Origin of the sequence: Streptomyces sp. HSW2009 (genome assembly GCF_040240285.1) — a bacterium.
GTDB lineage: Bacteria > Actinomycetota > Actinomycetes > Streptomycetales > Streptomycetaceae > Streptomyces.
Map to the genome: position 1 here is coordinate 1 of NZ_JBEHZD010000108.1, position 17,709 is coordinate 17,709.

Annotated in this window: 15 protein-coding genes and 1 pseudogene; all 16 read right to left on the bottom strand. The window is 72.0% G+C overall.

Translation table 11 applies throughout. The features are described 5' to 3' along the window. Positions 1-47 precede the first annotated feature (47 nt). Entirely contained in the window at positions 48-2,549 is a 2,502-nt protein-coding gene (locus tag AAHZ94_RS11285; RefSeq protein ID WP_349992652.1) for a RelA/SpoT family protein, read from the bottom strand. Positions 2,550-2,707: 158 nt separating this feature from the next. Beyond that, the gene (locus AAHZ94_RS11290) at positions 2,708-3,301 is read right to left on the bottom strand and encodes an adenine phosphoribosyltransferase (protein WP_349992654.1); all 594 of its coding nucleotides are present in this window, start codon (positions 3,299-3,301) and stop codon (positions 2,708-2,710) included. Then, positions 3,298-4,491, bottom strand: a complete 1,194-nt coding sequence (secF, locus tag AAHZ94_RS11295; protein ID WP_349992656.1) for a protein translocase subunit SecF — start codon at positions 4,489-4,491, stop codon at positions 3,298-3,300. Before secF ends, AAHZ94_RS11290 begins: the two co-directional genes overlap by 4 nt. A 2-nt stretch (positions 4,492-4,493) precedes the next feature. Beyond that, complete coding sequence (secD, locus tag AAHZ94_RS11300) at positions 4,494-6,350, bottom strand: protein translocase subunit SecD (RefSeq protein ID WP_349992658.1); 1,857 nt, start codon at positions 6,348-6,350, stop codon at positions 4,494-4,496. Between the two features lie 148 nt (positions 6,351-6,498). Further along, the gene (gene yajC, locus AAHZ94_RS11305; RefSeq protein WP_349992660.1) at positions 6,499-7,008 is read right to left on the bottom strand and encodes a preprotein translocase subunit YajC; all 510 of its coding nucleotides are present in this window, start codon (positions 7,006-7,008) and stop codon (positions 6,499-6,501) included. Between the two features lie 163 nt (positions 7,009-7,171). Then, positions 7,172-8,272 (bottom strand): Holliday junction branch migration DNA helicase RuvB, encoded by a 1,101-nt coding sequence (ruvB, locus tag AAHZ94_RS11310; RefSeq protein ID WP_349992662.1) that lies wholly within the window; start codon positions 8,270-8,272, stop codon positions 7,172-7,174. Positions 8,273-8,312: 40 nt separating this feature from the next. Then, entirely contained in the window at positions 8,313-8,936 is a 624-nt protein-coding gene (gene ruvA / locus AAHZ94_RS11315) for a Holliday junction branch migration protein RuvA (RefSeq protein ID WP_349992663.1), read from the bottom strand. After that, positions 8,933-9,601, bottom strand: coding sequence for a crossover junction endodeoxyribonuclease RuvC (gene ruvC, locus AAHZ94_RS11320; RefSeq protein ID WP_349992665.1), 669 nt, complete (start codon positions 9,599-9,601; stop codon positions 8,933-8,935). The genes ruvA and ruvC overlap by 4 nt, the downstream gene beginning before the upstream one ends. A gap of 222 nt (positions 9,602-9,823) precedes the next feature. Beyond that, positions 9,824-10,576, bottom strand: a complete 753-nt coding sequence (locus tag AAHZ94_RS11325) for a YebC/PmpR family DNA-binding transcriptional regulator (RefSeq protein WP_349992666.1) — start codon at positions 10,574-10,576, stop codon at positions 9,824-9,826. Between the two features lie 141 nt (positions 10,577-10,717). After that, complete coding sequence (gene pdxT, locus AAHZ94_RS11330) at positions 10,718-11,311, bottom strand: pyridoxal 5'-phosphate synthase glutaminase subunit PdxT (RefSeq protein WP_349992668.1); 594 nt, start codon at positions 11,309-11,311, stop codon at positions 10,718-10,720. A 166-nt stretch (positions 11,312-11,477) separates the two neighbouring features. Continuing rightward, entirely contained in the window at positions 11,478-12,404 is a 927-nt protein-coding gene (gene pdxS, locus AAHZ94_RS11335; protein WP_349992669.1) for a pyridoxal 5'-phosphate synthase lyase subunit PdxS, read from the bottom strand. A 233-nt stretch (positions 12,405-12,637) separates the two neighbouring features. After that, the gene (locus AAHZ94_RS11340; RefSeq protein WP_349992671.1) at positions 12,638-13,177 is read right to left on the bottom strand and encodes a LemA family protein; all 540 of its coding nucleotides are present in this window, start codon (positions 13,175-13,177) and stop codon (positions 12,638-12,640) included. A gap of 105 nt (positions 13,178-13,282) precedes the next feature. Continuing rightward, entirely contained in the window at positions 13,283-14,476 is a 1,194-nt protein-coding gene (locus tag AAHZ94_RS11345) for a glycosyltransferase family 4 protein (protein WP_349992673.1), read from the bottom strand. Next, complete coding sequence (locus tag AAHZ94_RS11350; RefSeq protein ID WP_349992675.1) at positions 14,473-15,579, bottom strand: phosphatidylinositol mannoside acyltransferase; 1,107 nt, start codon at positions 15,577-15,579, stop codon at positions 14,473-14,475. The genes AAHZ94_RS11345 and AAHZ94_RS11350 overlap by 4 nt, the downstream gene beginning before the upstream one ends. Beyond that, entirely contained in the window at positions 15,576-16,274 is a 699-nt protein-coding gene (pgsA, locus tag AAHZ94_RS11355) for a phosphatidylinositol phosphate synthase (protein WP_349992676.1), read from the bottom strand. Before pgsA ends, AAHZ94_RS11350 begins: the two co-directional genes overlap by 4 nt. A gap of 326 nt (positions 16,275-16,600) precedes the next feature. Further along, positions 16,601-17,709 (bottom strand): annotated as a pseudogene (locus AAHZ94_RS11360) (hypothetical protein); the annotation flags it as partial.

Here is a 17,709-nt window from a genome sequence, read left to right on the forward strand (position 1 = left end):
GGGGGGGGGGGGGGGGCCGGTCGGCGTGTGCGGGGAAGGGCCGGGCGTCAGGGCCGGCGGGCCGAAGTCACCCGGTAGACGTCGTAGACGCCCTCCACGCCCCGTACCGCCTTCAGGACGTGGCCCAGGTGCTTCGGGTCGCCCATCTCGAAGGTGAAGCGCGAGGTGGCCACCCGGTCCCTGGAGGTCTGCACGGCGGCGGAGAGGATGTTGACGTGCTGGTCGGAGAGGACCCGGGTGACGTCCGAGAGCAGCCGCGAGCGGTCCAGCGCCTCCACCTGGATGGCCACCAGGAAGACCGAGGACTGGGTGGGTGCCCACTCCACGTCGAGGATGCGCTCGGGCTGCTGGGAGAGCGAGTCGACGTTGACGCAGTCGGCGCGGTGCACCGAGACGCCACTGCCGCGGGTGACGAAGCCGATGATGGGGTCGCCCGGCACCGGCGTACAGCAGCGGGCCAGCTTCACCCAGACGTCCTCGACGCCCTTGACGACAACGCCGGGATCGGCGCTGGAACGGCGCTTGGTGCGGGTGCGCAGCGGGGTGGACTCCGCGATGTCCTCGGACGCCGCGTCCTCGCCGCCCAGGCCCTGGACCAGCTTCTGCACGATGTTCTGCGCGGTGACGTGGCCCTCGCCGATGGCCGCGTACAGCGAGGAGATGTCCGAGTAGCGCATCTCGTGCGCGAGGGTCACCAGCGAGTCGCCGGTGAGGATGCGCTGGATCGGCAGGTTCTGCTTGCGCATGGCCCGCGCGATGGCGTCCTTGCCCTGCTCGATCGCCTCGTCGCGGCGCTCCTTGGAGAACCAGCCGCGGATCTTGTTGCGGGCCCGGGGCGACTTGACGAAGCCGAGCCAGTCGCGGGAGGGGCCGGCGCCCGGGGCCTTGGAGGTGAAGACCTCGACCAGGTCGCCGTTGTCGAGCGTGGATTCCAGCGGCACCAGGCGGCCGTTGACGCGGGCGCCTATCGTGCGGTGGCCGACCTCGGTGTGCACGGCGTACGCGAAGTCGACCGGGGTCGCGCCCGCCGGGAGCGCTATGACGTCGCCCTTGGGCGTGAAGACGAAGACCTCGTTGCGGGAGAGGTCGAAGCGCAGCGACTCCAGGAACTCGCCCGGGTCCTCGGTCTCCTTCTGCCAGTCCAGGAGCTGCCGCAGCCACGCCATGTCGTTGACGGTGTCCTGCCGGTCGCCCTTGCTCTTGGGCACGTCGGTACGGACCTTGGAGGCGCCGGCGACGGCCTCCTGCTTGTACTTCCAGTGCGCGGCGATGCCGTACTCGGCGCGGCGGTGCATGTCGAAGGTGCGGATCTGGAGCTCGACCGGCTTGCCGCTGGGCCCGATGACCGTCGTGTGCAGCGACTGGTACATGTTGAACTTGGGCATCGCGATGTAGTCCTTGAACCGCCCCGGCACCGGGTTCCACCGCGCGTGGATGGTGCCGAGCGCCGCGTAGCAGTCGCGGACGGTGTCCACCAGGACCCGGATGCCCACCAGGTCGTAGATCTCCGCGAAGTCCCGGCCGCGGACGATCATCTTCTGGTACACGGAGTAGTAGTGCTTCGGACGCCCGGTGACGGTCGCCTTGATGCGGGCCGCCCGCAGGTCACCCTGGACCTGATCGGTCACGATCGCCAGGTACTCATCACGCTTCGGCGCCCGCTCGGCCACCAGCCGCACGATCTCGTCGTACATCTTGGGGTAGAGGATCGCGAAGGCGAGGTCCTCCAGCTCCCACTTGATGGTGTTCATGCCCAGCCGGTGCGCCAGCGGGGCGTAGATCTCCAGCGTCTCGCGGGCCTTCTTCTCCTGCTTCTCCCGCTTGAGGTAGCGCATGGTGCGCATGTTGTGCAGCCGGTCGGCCAGTTTGATGACCAGCACCCGCGGGTCCTTGGCCATGGCGACGACCATCTTGCGCACGGTCTCCGCCTGCGCGGCCTCGCCGAACTTGACCTTGTCGAGCTTGGTGACCCCGTCCACGAGCAGCGCGACCTGGTCGCCGAAGTCGCGGCGCAGGGTGTCAAGGCCGTACTCGGTGTCCTCGACCGTGTCGTGCAGCAGGCCCGCCATCAGCGTCGCCGGGTCCATGCCGAGCTCGGCGAGGATGGTGGTGACGGCCAGCGGATGGGTGATGTACGGGTCGCCGCTCTTGCGCTTCTGACCGCGGTGCCAGCGCTCGGCGACCTGGTACGCGCGCTCGATCTGGCGCAGCGTGGAGGTGTCGGCCTTGGGGTCGTTGGCGCGCACGATGCGCAGCAGCGGTTCGAGGACCGGGTTGTACGGGCTGGAGCGCTGCACGCCGAGGCGGGCGAGGCGGGCGCGGACCCGGTTCGAGGAGTTCTGCCGGGGTGCGGGCCCCGGCTGTGGGCGGGCCGGCACGCTGGTGTTCGGGCCGCCGGCGGGCAGTTCGGCCGGGGGCTTGGGCCCCGGCTTCGGCCCGGGGGTGGACGCGCCGCCGCCGTTCTGGGGCGCGCTGGCGGCCGGCCTGCTCCCCGCGGCGTTCGGCTCCTCGGGGTGCGCGGCGGTCAGCGGCTTGGCCTCGTCTGGCAAGAGCACTCCTCACGCGGGACCGGTCCGTAACACGGAGGTCGGACAGCCATGGTATCGATCCCGCCACACCCATTGTCCCGCCGAGTCGGCCACCCCGGCACGCCGAAGGCGGGCACCCGGGTGTTCCCGGATACCCGCCTTCGGCATAACTTCGCAGGTCAGACGGTGGTCAACGCCTCCAGCGGGGCGCCGTCCAAGCTGGCCTGGAGGCGCTGCCGGCCGGCCAGGAAGCCCAGCTCAAGCAGGACCGCCACCCCGGCGACCCGGGCCCCGGACCGGCGGATGAGGTGCAGCGACGCCTCGGCCGTGCCTCCGGTGGCCAGAACGTCGTCGATGACCAGGACCCGCTCACCGGGCCGCAGCGCATCGGCGTGCATCTCGATCTCGGCCGTGCCGTACTCCAGCTCGTACGCCTGCCGCAGCGTCGTCCCAGGCAGCTTGCCGGCCTTGCGCACCGGTACGAAGCCGACCCCGGCGCGCACCGCGACCGGCGCGGCCAGGATGAAGCCGCGCGCTTCGAGGCCGATGACCTTGTCCGCGCGGTGCGTGCGGCACAGCGCGGCCAGGGCCTCGGTCAGGGCGCCGAAGGCGACCGGGTCGGCCAGCAGCGGGGTGATGTCCTTGAACATCACCCCGGGCTGCGGGTAGTCCGGGACGTCGTGGATGCGGCTGAGCAGCAGGGAGCGCAGCTCTGCCGCGTCGGCCGGGCCCGGGGTCGCGGGTCCGGCAGCGGTGGTCTCGACCCCGCTCATCGGCGCTTGCCCGACGGGCGGCCCCGGCCGCGGTTGCGGTTCGGCTGGTTCCTGGCGGCGCGGGAACCCGTCGTACCGCGCGGGCCGACCACGCCGGCCGCCGCAGCTTCCTCGGCGTCCATCGGCTCATCGGCGTCGACGTCATCGGCGTCGTCGACGGTCGAGTCGTCCGCTTCCTCCGACACGTCCTCGCCGGTGCCGGCCGAGTCGGCCCGGGTCGCGGCGGCTGCGCGCTTGGCGCGCACCCGCTTGGCCAGGGCCTTCATCTGCGGGTCGCGCTCCTTCAGGTCGGCGACCAGCGGCGTGGCGATGAAGATCGAGGAGTACGCACCGGCCGCGAGGCCCACGAACAGCGCCAGCGAGATGTCGTTGAGCATGCCGGCGCCCAGGAAGCCGCCGCCGATGAAGAGCAGGCCGCCGACCGGGAGCAGCGCCACCACGGTGGTGTTGATGGAGCGCACCAGGGTGGCGTTGAGGCTGCGGTTGGCGATCTCGCTGTAGGTGTAGCGGGTCTGCTTGGTGAGTCCCTTGGAACTCTCGCGGAGGCCGTCGAAGACGACGACGGTGTCGTACAGCGAATAACCGAGGATGGTGAGCAGACCGATCACCGTGCCCGGTGTGACTTCGAAGCCGACCAACGCGTACACCCCCACCGTGATGGTGAGGTCGTGGATCAGCGCGATGAGGGCGGCTAGCGCCATGCGCCATTCGAAGGCGATGGCGAGGTAGATCACCACGAGCAACATGAAGATCGCTAGGCCCTGCCAGGCCTTGCGGGCGATCTCCTCACCCCAACTCGGGCCGACGAGCTGGGTGTTGATCTTCGAGGCTTCGACGCCGAGGTCCTTGGCGAGCGCCTCCTGGACCGGCTGGGCGGCCTCGGTGTCCAGGTCGCTGATCTGGATGCGCAGTCCGCCGCCGCCGAGCTTCTGGGCGATCGCCGTGTGGCCGTCGGCGGCGCTCTCCGCCTTCTCGCGCGCGTCGTCGGCCGAGACGCTGGTCTTCGGGGTGGTGAAGACCGCGCCGCCGGAGAACTCAATGCCCATGTGCAGACCACGCACCGCAAGGCCGACGATGGCCGTGATGGTGATCAGGATGGAGATGCTGTACCAGATCTTCCGCTTGGCGACGAAGTCGTAGCCGACCTCGCCCCGGTAGAGCCTGGCGCCGAGGTCACCGAGTCGCGACATCTTCACGCCTCCTTCGTGTCAGCGGGGGCGGTGGGGCGACGGCGGCGCAGCGGCGGCTTGGCACCGAGACGCTGCGGGTCAAGACCCGACCAGGGGTGCCCGTCCGCGAAGAACTTGCGGGTGGCGAGGAGCGTCATCAGCGGCTTGGTGAAGAAGAAGACCACCACGACGTCCAGCAGCGTGGTCAGACCCAGCGTGAACGCGAAGCCCTGCACCTTGCCGACCGTGACGATGAAGAGCACGGCGGCGGCGAGGAAGGACACGAAGTCCGAGACCAGGATGGTGCGCCGGGCCCGGGGCCAGCCGCGCTGCACGGCGGGGCGCAGCGTGCGGCCCTCGCGGATCTCGTCCCGGACGCGTTCGAAGTAGACGATGAACGAGTCGGCGGTGATACCGATGGCCACGATCGCACCACAGACGGCCGGCAGGTTCAGGGCGAACTGGATCGCCTCGCCGAGCAACACCATCAGCGAGTACGTCAGCGTGGCCGAGACCGCGAGGCTGGCGATGGCCACCAGGGCCAGGCCGCGGTAGTAGATGACCATGTACAGGATGACCAGGACGAGGCCGATGGCGCCGGCGATCAGGCCGGCCCGGAGCTGCTCCTCACCGAGGGCCGAGGAGACGGTGGTCTCGTCGACGATCTCGAAGGTCAGCGGCAGCGAACCGTAGGACAGGATGTTGGCGAGGTCGTCGGCTTCCTTCTGGCTGAAGCCACCGGAGATCTCCGCCTTGCCGCCCTTGATCGCAAAGTTGACCTCGGCGTTCGAGGCGACCTCGCCGTCGAGCACGATGCCGAACTGGTTCTGCGGGGACTGCTGCTTGGCCAGCTCGCCGGTGATCTGGCCGAACTGCTTGCCGCCCTTGCCGTCGAAGTCGAGCTGCACGATCCAGCCGGAGCCGCCCTGCGTGCTGAAGACCGCGGACGCGTCGTCCACGTGGTTACCCTCAAGCTCGACCGGGCCCAGGATGAACTTGGCCTGGCCCTTGCGGTCACAGGCCACGATCGGCTCGTCGTTGGGGCGGGCGGCGGCGCGCTTGCTGGCGTCGGAGCGGGCCTTGGCGGTCGAGCAGTCCAGCGCCGCGAACTGCTTCTGCAAGTCTTCGGCCTGCTTGGCCTGCGCGGCTTCTTCCTTGGACGGCTTCTTCGCCGGCTCTTCCTGCTTGTCGGCCGGGCCGCTGGCGGTGGGGTTCGGGGTGGGCGCCTTCAACGCGCTGGGGATGGCGCGGCCCTGGGTGGTGGCGGAGGTGCTGGGGGTCGCACCGTCGGCCTTGTCACCGTTCTTGCCGTCGTCGTCCTTGTCGGCGTTCTTGCCGTCGGCAGGACTCTTGTCGGCATCCTTGTCGGCGTCGCCGTCCTTGTCCCCCTTGTCCCCATCACCCTTGTCGCCCTGCTTGCTGGGCGTCTTGTCGGGCTTGGGCGGGTTCGCGGGGTCGGCGGTGCGCTTGCCGTCCGCGATGGTCAGCACCGGGCGGAAACCGAGCTTGGCCGTCGTGCCGACCTGGTTCCGGGCCTGCTTCGCGTCCGTCCCCTTGGGGATGTTGACGATGATGTGCTTACGACCCTGCGTCTGGACCTCGGCCGCGCGAACACCGCGGCCGTTGACGCGCCGCTCCATGATGTTGACGGCGGTGTCCATGTTGTCGCTGTTGATCGCATTGGGCTTGCCCGGCTCGTTCTTGGCCTCCAGCGTGAAGCTGGTGCCACCCGCGAGGTCGATCCCCAGCCGCGGGGTGGTGTTGCCGGAGAGGAACATCCCTCCGACCAACGCCACCATGGCGACCAAGATCCCGACGAGGGCACGACCGGGCCTGCCCTGGGCCCCGGGGGACCTACGGCCCTTCTTCGGTGCTGCCACCTTTTCGTTTCTCCCTGTCCAACCGCCGGGCGACGGATGTGCGCCAGGCGGCCACGAAGTGTTATGGGGACGTGCCCCCGCCGGAGCCTAAACCGTCTCCGCGCCGCTGTGCACCGAGCGGTGGTGCCCTACGGCCTGTGGAGTCCGGCTACTTCGCGTCGCCGTCGTCGGAACCCTTGCGGTCCTCCGACGTGGTGCCCTCCGGCTTCGCGTCCTGCGGCTCCGTCGTGTCGGCGTCCGCGGCGTCGGTCTTCTTCTCGTCGTCGCTCGCGTCGCCCTTGGTGATGTCGACCCGACGGTCGGTGTCCCCGGCGGCCTCGGTCAGGGAAGAGGCGTCGTCGGGAACCACGGGGGCATCCTCATCGTGCTCGGGCTCAATGCCGTGCACGATGCGGTTGTACTCGGCGTCGTCCAGGACGGCACCCACCGAATTCTTCGCGTAAATGGCGTGCACTCCCGGCGCGACCTCCAGCAGGAGCGTGTCGTCGGTGACTTCCTTGACCGTGGCGTACATGCCGCCGATCGTCCGTACGCCGGTGCCCGGCTGGATCTGGTCACGCATCTGCGTGGCCTGGCGCTGCTTGTTCTTGGCCGATCGGGTCATCAGGATCATGGCCCCGATGAGCACGATGAACGGCAGGAGAGTCACGATATTCACGGGACGGAATTTCCTTCGCACGACCGCGAATGCACGGCCTGGTATACGGGGGTGGGTGCGCCGCACTGAACGGACGGCATCGGCGGAGTCTAAGCGAGCCCGCACCTAAGGAACAACGCCCAGCATTGCACCGGGGTTCCTGGCCCGACCAGTGTCCGCGCCGTCACCCGTCGAACAGTCCTGGCTGCGCACCGCCACCCGCGCCCTGCGGCGGAGTCAGTCCCAGGTGGGCCCAGGCCGCCGCGGTGCCCACCCGGCCGCGCGGCGTGCGGGCCAGCAGACCTTCCCTGACGAGGAAGGGCTCGGCCACTTCCTCGACCGTTTCGCGCTCCTCCCCCACCGCGACGGCCAGCGTGGAAAGGCCCACCGGGCCGCCGCCGAAGAGCTTGAGCAGGGCGGTCAGCACGGCCCGGTCGAGCCGGTCGAGGCCGCGACCGTCCACGTCGTACACCGCGAGGGCGCGCGCCGCGATCTCCTGGGTGATCACGCCGTCGGCCTTGACCTGGGCGTAGTCGCGGACGCGGCGCAGCAGCCGGTTGGCGATGCGCGGCGTGCCGCGGGAGCGACCGGCGATCTCGGCGGCGCCCGCGCCGTCGATCTCGACGTCGAGCAGCCGCGCGGAGCGGTGTACGACGCGCTCAAGTTCGGCGGCGCCGTAGAACTCCATGTGACCGGTGAAGCCGAACCGATCGCGCAGCGGCGGAGGCAGCAGGCCGGCCCTGGTGGTGGCCCCGACCAGGGTGAACGGCGGCAGTTCCAACGGAATGGCGGTGGCGCCCGGGCCCTTTCCGACGATCACGTCGACGCGGAAGTCCTCCATCGCCATGTAGAGCATTTCTTCGGCGGGCCGGGACATCCGGTGGATCTCGTCGAGGAAGAGCACCTCGCCCTCGGTGAGCGAGGAGAGGATCGCGGCGAGGTCTCCGGCGTGCTGGATGGCGGGTCCGGAAGTGATCCGGATAGGTGCACCCATCTCTGCCGCGATGATCATCGAAAGGGTGGTTTTGCCCAGGCCCGGCGCGCCGGACAGCAGAACGTGGTCGGCGGTGCTACCGCGCTGTCGAGCAGCGCGCAGCACCAGGTCCAGTTGTTCGCGGACGCGCTCCTGGCCGACGAACTCGCCCAGGTCCTTCGGCCGCAGCGCGGCCTCGATGGCCTGCTCCTCGCCGTCCGCCTCGGCGCCCAACAGGCGATCGGCGGCGCCCAGGCCGACCGGGTCGGCCAGGTGCGCGGCGTGCTCGCCGTGGGTGTCGTCCCCGTTCATGACGTCCTCTCTGGTACGTGCGGTGCGGTGCCGCGGGCGGTCAGCGGCCTCGGCCCAGCGTCTGGAGCGCGGCCCGCAACAGGGCCGACACCTGCGGCTGCTCCCCCTTGGCCGCGGCCGCGTCGGCCTGCGGGGAGACGGCCGCCACGGCCTCGTCGGCCTCCCGGGTGGCGTAGCCGAGGCCGATCAGCGCGCCGTGCAGTTGGTCGCGCCAGCCGGCGGTGACCGCGCTGCCCACCCGGGCCGCTGCGCCCGGTCCGGTGGGCTCGCCCAGCCGGTCCTTCAGTTCGAGCAGCAGGCGTTGGGCGCCCTTCTTGCCGATGCCGGGGACCGCGGTCAGCGCCTTCTCGTCGCCGCCGGCCACCGCGCGGCGCAGCGCGTCGGGGCTGTGCACCGCGAGCATGGCCTGAGCCAGCCGCGGGCCCACTCCGCTGGCGGTCTGGAGCAGTTCGAAGACCTGGCGTTCGTCGTCGTCGGCGAAGCCGTACAGGGTCAGCGAGTCCTCGCGGACGACGAGCGAGGTGGCGAGCCTGGCGCTCTGGCCGACGCGGAGCGTGGCCAGCGTGCCCGGGGTGCACTGCACCGCCATGCCGACGCCGCCGACCTCGACAACGGCGAGGTCGGGCGCGAGGGCGGCGATCTGCCCGGAGACGAACGCGATCATGCGGAATCCTTCCGGGTGGGTGCGGGGGGCTCGGTCTGTTGCGCGGCGGAACGCTGCGCGACAGGGGGCTGCGCGGCAGCAGGCGGTGCGGCGGGGCGCCCGCGGGGCGCGGCGCGGCCGGCGGGCGTGCGCGGGGTGGTCGGGGTGCGGGTCTGGCGGTGGGCGGCCACCGCCTGTTGGAGTCGGTTGGTGGCCGGGGCCCGCCAGATGTGGCAGATGGCGAGCGCGAGCGCATCGGCCGCGTCGGCGGGCTTGGGCGGCGCGTCCAGCCGCAACAGCCGGGTGACCATCGCGCCGACCTGCGCCTTGTCGGCCCGCCCCGAGCCGGTGACGGCGGCCTTGACCTCGCTGGGCGTGTGCAGCGCGACGGGCAGTCCGCGGCGGGCGGCGCAGAGCATGGCGACGGCGCTCGCCTGTGCGGTGCCCATCACGGTCTGGACGTTGTGCTGGCTGAACACCCGCTCCACGGCGACCAGTTCGGGCTTGTGCGTCTCCAACCACTGCTCTATGCCGCGCTCGATCAGCACCAGCCGGTCGCCGGTCTCGGCGTCGGCGGCGGTGCGGATGACGCCGACGTCCACCATGCGCAACGGGCGGCCCGCGACGCCGTCGACGACGCCGATGCCGCAGCGGGTCAACCCCGGGTCCACACCAAGCACCCGCATCGCGCGCCCCCTCACTGATCAGTCGTCCGCCGGCCGGGTTCACATCCCTGAACAGGCACAGTAGCCGGTGCCTGTGACAATGCGAGGGGCCGACGGGTTGCCCCCGTCGGCCCGGTCACGCAATGCTCCGCGGCCCGGGCGGTGCCGGGCCGGTCGGGTGTGCCGCGGTGCGGGTCGGCGCGGCCTGTTCGACCGCCCCACCCGCCGCGCGCCGCCCGCGCGTTAGGCGTCGACCTTCTCCATGACCTCGTCCGACACGTCGAAGTTGGCGAAGACGTTCTGCACGTCGTCGCTGTCCTCCAGCGCGTCGATGAGCTTGAAGATCTTCCGCGCGCCGTCCTCGTCCAACTCGACCTGCATGGTCGGTACGAAGTTGGCGTCGGCCGAGTCGTAGTCGATGCCCTCCTGCTGGAGGGCGGTGCGGACCGCGACCAGGTCGGTGGCCTCGCTGATCACCTCGAACGTCTCGCCGAGGTCGTTGACCTCTTCGGCCCCCGCGTCGAGCACGGCGCCGAGGACGTCGTCCTCGGACAGCTCGGCCTTGGGGACGATCACCACGCCCTTGCGGTGGAACAGGTACGAGACCGAGCCCGGGTCGGCCATCGAGCCGCCGTTGCGGGTCATGGCCACGCGCACGTCCGAGGCCGCGCGGTTGCGGTTGTCGGTGAGGCACTCGATGAGCACCGCGACACCGTTCGGACCGTAGCCCTCGTACATGATCGTCTCGTAGTCGGCGCCGCCCGCTTCAAGACCGGCACCGCGCTTGACGGCGCTGTCGATGTTCTTGTTCGGCACCGAGCTCTTCTTGGCCTTCTGGATGGCGTCGAAGAGGGTCGGGTTGCCGTCCGGGTCGGCACCGCCGGTTCGCGCGGCGACCTCGATGTTCTTGATCAGCTTCGCGAAGAGCTTGCCGCGCTTGGCGTCGATCACGGCCTTCTTGTGCTTCGTCGTAGCCCATTTAGAGTGGCCGGACATCCGCCTGTCTCCTTCGCGTAACCAAATTCCTTACGAACGCCTGCGATCCTACCGGGATCACGGGGTGTGGCTGCGCCGGGACTCCGGCGGGTTCCGGGCGCGGGACGCGGGGCCGGGTGGGGCGGCGCGGGAGCGGGGCGGTCAGCTCGCGCGGACCATGCTGACGAACAGCTCGTGCACGCGGTGGTCGCCGGTCAGCTCCGGGTGGAAGGAGGTGGCCAGTACGTTGCCCTGGCGGACGGCGACGGTGTGTCCCTCGTGGACGGCGAGCACCTCGACGGACGCGCCGACCGACTCGACCCACGGGGCGCGGATGAACACGCCGTCCACCGGGTCGCCCGCGACGCCCTGCATCTCGACCGCGGCTTCGAAGGACTCGTTCTGCCGACCGAAGGCGTTGCGGCGCACGGTCATGTCGATGCCGCCGACGCTCTCCTGGTCGTCCCGGCCGTCCAGGATCTTGTCCGCCAGCATGATCATGCCGGCGCAGGTGCCGTAGACCGGCATCCCCGCGCGCACCCGCGCGCGCAGCGGTTCGAGCAGCCCGAAGACCACCGCGAGCTTGGACATCGTGGTGGACTCACCGCCCGGTATGACCAGGGCGTCGACCTCGGCGAGCTCTTCGGGGCGACGCACCGGCCGGGCCACCGCGCCGGCGGCGGCCTGGGCGATCAGGTGCTCGCGTACGTCGCCCTGGAGGGCGAGGACGCCGATGGTGGGGGTGTCGGTGGACACGGGGTGGAACCTCGCAAGGGGATGTGGCCGGGCGCCGGGCCGCGGCCGGGGACTGCTGGCGGGGTGGGCGGCGCGTCCCGGGGCGGGCCCGAGCGGCTCCGCCCGGTGTGCGGCGGGGCGGCCCCGCACCGGGCGGGGCCGCACTGCCGCGCCGACCAGGGCCGGACTACCAGCCGCGGTTGGCGTAGCGCTCGGCCTCGGGGAGGGTGTCGCAGTTGATGCCGACCATGGCCTCACCCAGGTTGCGCGAGACGTCGGCGATGACCTTGGGGTCGTCGTAGAAGGTGGTGGCCTTCACGATGGCGGCGGCGCGCTTGGCCGGGTCGCCGGACTTGAAGATGCCGGAGCCGACGAAGACGCCCTCGGCGCCGAGCTGGCGCATCAGCGCGGCGTCGGCGGGGGTGGCCACACCGCCGGCGGAGAACAGCACGACCGGCAGCTTGCCGAGCTCGGCGACCTCCTTGACCAGCTCGTACGGGGCGCGCAGCTCCTTGGCCGCGGCGAACAGCTCGTTGTGGTCGAGGGCGCGCAGCCGGCCGATCTCGTTCTTGATCTGACGCAGGTGGCGGACGGCCTCCACGACGTTGCCGGTGCCGGCCTCGCCCTTGGAGCGGATCATCGCCGCGCCCTCGGCGATGCGGCGCAGCGCCTCGCCCAGGTTGGTCGCGCCGCAGACGAAGGGGGTGGTGAAGGCCCACTTGTCGCTGTGGTTGACCTCGTCGGCGGGGGTGAGGACCTCGGACTCGTCGATGTAGTCGACGCCGAGCGATTGGAGCACCTGGGCCTCGACGAAGTGGCCGATGCGGGACTTGGCCATGACGGGGATGGAGACCGCGTTGATGATGCCGTCGATCATGTCGGGGTCGGACATCCGGGCGACGCCGCCGTCCTTGCGGATGTCGGCGGGAACCCGCTCCAGGGCCATGACCGCGACGGCGCCGGCGTCCTCAGCGATCTTCGCTTCCTCGGGCGTGACGACGTCCATGATCACGCCGCCCTTGAGCTGCTCGGCCATGCCGCGCTTGACGCGGGCGGTGCCGGTCTCGGGGTGCTGGGAAGCGGTTTCAGGCGTGCTGGGGGACGTGCTCGACACGGTGTGACCTCACTCGATGCGAATGGTGCGATGGACCCATCGTAGGCCCGTTCGAAACCCGATCCGGTAGATACCTCCGGTCCAGGTACGGGCCGATACTGCTACACCTCTGACAAAACCCGCTGGTGGCCTGGGTGGGCAAGGGCCAATTCCAGGCCGGTGGCTCGTGGCCGTACGGGCCGTCACGGCGCAGGGCCGGTGCGCGGCGCACGGCGCGCGGGCCCCGCGGCCCGTTACGGCACCGGGTCGGCGAGGGCGGTCGGAGGTTCGTCGTCCATCTCGAAGGCGAGCGGGAAGGGCGCGTGCCCCGCGAGCCGGAACCAGCGGACCTTGCGGTGCCGGCGCAGGGCGCGGGCCGCCCGTACCGCGTCGTTGTGGAACCGCCTGGCCATCGGCACCCGGCGGACCGCAGCGACCAGTTCGCCCAGCGCCGCTGCGCCGCCCGGCGCCTGCTGGACGGCCTCGACCTGGGCGGGTTCGGCGAAGACCGCGCGCAGCGCCTGGCTCAGTTCGCTCTCGGCCACCTCGCGGTGCTCCTCCTCCGCCTGCCTGGCGTGCTGCGCCGCCTGGTAGAGCACGAGGGAGGCGGCCGGGTCGAGCAGGCTTGAGGTGGCCATTTCCTGGGCGACCGAGGCGCGCCGCAGCAGTTGCGCGTCGAGCGCGGCGCGGGTGGCGTCCAGCCGGGTGTGCAGTCGGTCCAGGCGCCCCGCGGTCCACAGCAGATATCCGGCGATGGCGAGGAGAACGACCGCGATCCAGATCAAAGTGGTCACGCCGGGTCACGGTACCGGTTTCCGGCCACCGCCCCCGCCACTGTCCGCGGCCCCGACCGCACCCCGGCCACGGCCCGGGAGACCGTCCCCCACCTGGGACTTGGGCTACTCCCGGCTCAGCCCGAAGCGGAACCGGGGTGCCGACCGCTCGTCGGTGGCGACCGACGCGGCGCCCGCGGTGACCGTTTCGTACACGGCCAGGATGTCCGCGCCCACCGTCGACCAGTCGAAGCGGCGCACGTGCCGGGAGCCGCGGGTGCGCAGTTCGGCGCGGCGCTGCGGGTCGGCGATGAGCCGCACCGCGGCCTCGGCCAGCGCGTCCGCGTCCTCGTTGCGGAAGAGTTCGCCCGCCTCGCCCCGGTCGAGCACCTGGGCGAAGGCGTCCAGATCGCTGGCGAGCACCGGGGCGCCGGCCGACATCGCCTCGACGAGGATGATGCCGAAGCTCTCGCCGCCGGTGTTGGGCGCCACGTACAGGTCGACGCTGCGCAGCAGTCGCGCCTTGTCCTCGTCGCTGACCATGCCGAGGAAGGTGACCTGCTCGCGGACGGCGGCCGGCAGGTCGGCGACGGCCTCCTCGGTGTCACCGCGGCCTGCGACCAGCAGCCGGGTCTCGGGGTGGGCGGCCAGGATCTGTGGCAGCGCCTGCATCAGCACCGGCAGCCCCTTGCGGGGTTCGTCGATGCGGCCGATGAAGCCGATGGTGTGGCCGCCGGTGCCGGTGCCCGTCGCCGACGCCCCGCCGCGCCAGTCGTCCCAGGGCTCGGCCCGCTCGAAGAAGTCCACGTCGACCCCGTTGGGGATGACGACGGCGTCCCCGCCCAGGTGCTCCACCAGGGTGCGCCTGGCGTACTCGCTCACCGCGATCCGCGCGCTGATCTTCTCCAGCGCGGCTTGCAGGATCGGGTACGCGGCGATCATCGCCCGGGAGCGCGGGTTGGAGGTGTGGAAGGTGGCCACGATCGGTCCCTGGGCGGCCCAGCAGGCCAGCAGGCCGAGCGAGGGCGAGGTCGGCTCGTGGATGTGGATCACGTCGAAGTCGCCCTCGTGCAGCCAGCGGCGGACCCGGGCGGCGGAGAGGAAGCCGAAGTTGAGCCGGGCGACGGAGCCGTTGTAGGGCACGGGGACCGCCCGCCCGGCGGAGACCGCGTACGGCGGCAGCGGCGTGTCCTCGTCCGCGGGGGCGAGCACCGAGACCTCGTGGCCGCTGCGGATGAGGTGTTCGGCCAGGTCACGGATGTGGAATTGCACGCCTCCGGGAACGTCCCACGAATACGGGCAGACGATCCCGATCCTCACCTGGGCTCCGTTTCGCGGCTGCTGTCGGGGGTGGGGCCGGCGCTGGTTTCCGGGCCGGCGGCGTCGGCGCCGCTGTCGTCGGCACGGGTTTCACGGCCGTCCGCGGGGCCGGATTCCGGGTCGGACCCAACGGGCTCGGCAGGCTCAGCGAGTCCAACGGTCTCAGCGAGCTCAGCGGACTCGGCGCCGCCGCGGCTCTGCGCCCCGTCTCCCGGGCGCGGCACGAGGTCGCTCAGCCACAGGCGTTGCAGCATGTGCCAGTCGTACGGGTGGTCGGCGATGCCGCCGGCGAAGACGTCGGCCAGCCGCTGGGTCATCACCGCGGTGCGCTCGGCGCGGGTGCCCTCGCCCGGGTCGTCGATCGGCGGGTGCACCTGGCCCTGCATGATCGGCGACCGGTCGTACCAGAGGGTGACCGGCAGCAGCAGCGCACCGGTGCGCACGGCCAGCGACGCGGGTCCGCCGGGCATCTTCGTGGTCTCGCCGAAGAAGGCCACCTCGACGCCGGTGTCCGACAGGTCGCGGTCGGCGACCAGGCAGACCAGGCCGCCGGCGCGCAGCCGCCGGGCCAGCGAGCCGAACGCGCTGCCCCCGGTGTGCGGCAGCACCTCCATGCCCAGGCCCTCGCGGTAGGCGACGAACCGGTCGTAGAGCGAGGCGGGCTCAAGCCGCTCCATGACGGTGGTGAACGGGACCCCGAGCGCGGTGGTGACCCAGGCGCCGGCGAGGTCGTAGTTGGCCATGTGGGGCAGGGCGAGGACCACGCCGCGCCCGCTGGCCAGGCCGTCGGTCAGATGGTGCGCGTCGGCGGGGGCGAAGCCGCCGCGGATGCGGTCCTTGCTCCAGGCCGGCAGCCGGAAGGACTCCAGCCAGTAGCGGGTGTACGAGCGCAGGCCGAGCCGGGAGAGCGCGGCCAGGCGGGCGGCGGACGCCTGTGGCACCACGCGCGCGAGGTTGGCCTCCAGTTGGCGGACGCCGCTGCCGCGGCGGCGCCAGACGGCGTCGGCCGCGTGCCGGCCGGCGCGGGTGACGAGCGGCTCGGGCAGCGCCTTCAGCGCGCTCCAGCCGGCTCCGTACGCCGCGTCGGTCAGCCGCTCCCTCACGCCTGCTCGCCTCCTCGGCGCACCGTGGTGCCGGCCCCGGCGGGCGCCTCGGCCTCGGCGGCTGCCGCGTCGGCCTCGTACGCCTCCCGGCGCACCGTGACCACCCGCTGCACCAGGGTGACCAGGCTGCCCACGGCCACCGCCCACAGCGCGATCGGCAGCAGGATGTCGATGTGCGGCACACCGAACTTGTGCAGTCCGGAGAAGCCGCAGGCGACCAGCGAGATGACCAGCCGCTCGGCGCGCTCGACCAGCCCGTTGACGTTCACCGGCAGGCCGATGGACTCGCCGCGGGCCTTGGTGTACGACACGACCTGGCCGCTGGCCAGGCAGAAGATGGTCACCGCGCACAGCGTGATGCTGTCGCCGCCGCCCGCGTACCACAGGGCGAGACCGCCGAAGATGGCCCCGTCGGCGACCCGGTCGAGCGTGGAGTCCAAGAAGGCGCCCCAGCGGCTGGAGCGGCCGAGCTGGCGCGCCATGTTGCCGTCGACCAGGTCGGAGAAGACGAACAGGGTGATGACCACCGTGCCCCAGAAGAACTCCCCCTGCGGGTAGAAGACCAGCGCGCCGGCCATGACCCCACCGGTTCCGATGAGGGTCACGGCGTCGGGGCTGACCCCGAGCCGGATGAGCAGGGCGGCGAACGGCGTGAGAACACGCGTGAAGAACGCACGCGCGTACTTGTTCAGCATGGCCTTCCCGAAGGGTCGTAACGGGCCGGGTGGTCAGCGGGCCACCGGCTGGCCCATCGTAGTCACGGGTCACGGTGCGCCGCGCACGCACGGCAGCCGCCGACAGCGCGACGGCCCGCGGGCGGGGGTGCGGGTGGTGTGGGTGGGGCGTACAGGTGGGGTGGGTGGGGCTCGTGCAAGTGCGGTGGGTGGGGGCTGCGAGTGCGGCGGGCCGGGACTGCGTGTGTGGCGGGCGGGGGCTGTCAGCGCCGCCGGGCCGTCGGTGTCGCCGGGCCACCAGCGCCGCCGGGCCGTCGTACTGCCGGCCCCCGCCCCGCCCGCCGCCTTCACTGTGGCTGGGCCCCGCCCGTCGTGGTGACCGCCCGTAGCAGCGGCCGGCTCAGGGCGCTGGCCGCGAGCAGGCCCGCCAGGCCGAGGCCGATGGCGCCCGCCAGGAGCGCCGCTCCGCGCACGTCGAGCGTTGCCGAGCCGCCGGCCAGGGTCAGCGGGGCGGCGCAGAAGACGCCGGTGAGGACGGCGCCGCCGCCGAGGACGGCCACCGGCAGGACGGTCTCCACGCGCCGCGCCCGGTCCAGTACGGACAGCGGGGTGCCGGCCAGCCGGAGCAGGCGGTAGGTGCGGCGGCGGTCGAGTACGGCGGCGGCAGCGGTGATGCCCGCCGAGGCGGCGGCCACCACGAAGGTCGCACCGAGCACCAGCAGGATCGCCCGCCGGAAGTCGGCGGCGAACAGCCGGCCCGAGGCACCGACGTCGGGCCCGGTGACCGGGTACTGGCCGGGGACGAGACCGGTCAGCGCGGCCCGGGCCCGGTCCAGGTCGGCGCCGCCGCCCGACACGTCAACGGTGAGCTGGCGGCTACCACGGCCCCCGGCGGCGATCTCCGCGACCTCCGGGGTCTCGGTGACCTCGGTGGTGTCGGTGGCGCCGGTGGTGTCGGTGACGTCGGTGGTCCTGGTGACGGTGGTGACCTCAGTGACCTCGGCATCGGCCAGGGTGTCGGCATCGGCATCGGCATGACCGTCGCCAGCAGCCCCGGTCTCGACGTCGACGGAGTCAGCGGCGCCCGTGTGGGCAGGGCCGGCTGGACGGGCAGGGCTGGCCGTGTTGGTAGGGCTGCTGGTGCTGGCAGAGCTGGGAGGACCGGCCGTACCGGCAGGGCCGCCCGTGCCGACGACGGCCCGTACCCCCGCACGCTCCAACCGGTGCTCAGCCGCGGTGCTCACGGCGGCCAGCCGCGATGCGGGGACCGCGAGCGCGAGCCGGTCCGGCGGGCCGGGGGCCGCGTGGTCACCGACCGCCAGCAGGGCGAAGAACCCGGCGACGAAGCCGGCCAGGGTCAGCCCGGACACGGTGCGCCAGGCCGCCTTCGGGTCGTCGATCAGTCGCCGGCCGGCCAGCAGCCTCCCCCCGCCCCCGGCCCCCCCGGCGCCCGCGC

Coding starts and splice junctions, on each gene's coding strand:
- AAHZ94_RS11290 (WP_349992654.1), bottom strand. CDS start 3,301: ATGAGCGGGGTCGAGACCACCGCTGCCGGACCCGCGACCCCGGGCCCG.
- secF (WP_349992656.1), bottom strand. CDS start 4,491: ATGTCGCGACTCGGTGACCTCGGCGCCAGGCTCTACCGGGGCGAGGTC.
- ruvB (WP_349992662.1), bottom strand. CDS start 8,272: ATGAACGGGGACGACACCCACGGCGAGCACGCCGCGCACCTGGCCGAC.
- ruvA (WP_349992663.1), bottom strand. CDS start 8,936: ATGATCGCGTTCGTCTCCGGGCAGATCGCCGCCCTCGCGCCCGACCTC.
- ruvC (WP_349992665.1), bottom strand. CDS start 9,601: ATGCGGGTGCTTGGTGTGGACCCGGGGTTGACCCGCTGCGGCATCGGC.
- AAHZ94_RS11325 (WP_349992666.1), bottom strand. CDS start 10,576: ATGTCCGGCCACTCTAAATGGGCTACGACGAAGCACAAGAAGGCCGTG.
- pgsA (WP_349992676.1), bottom strand. CDS start 16,274: ATGCTGAACAAGTACGCGCGTGCGTTCTTCACGCGTGTTCTCACGCCG.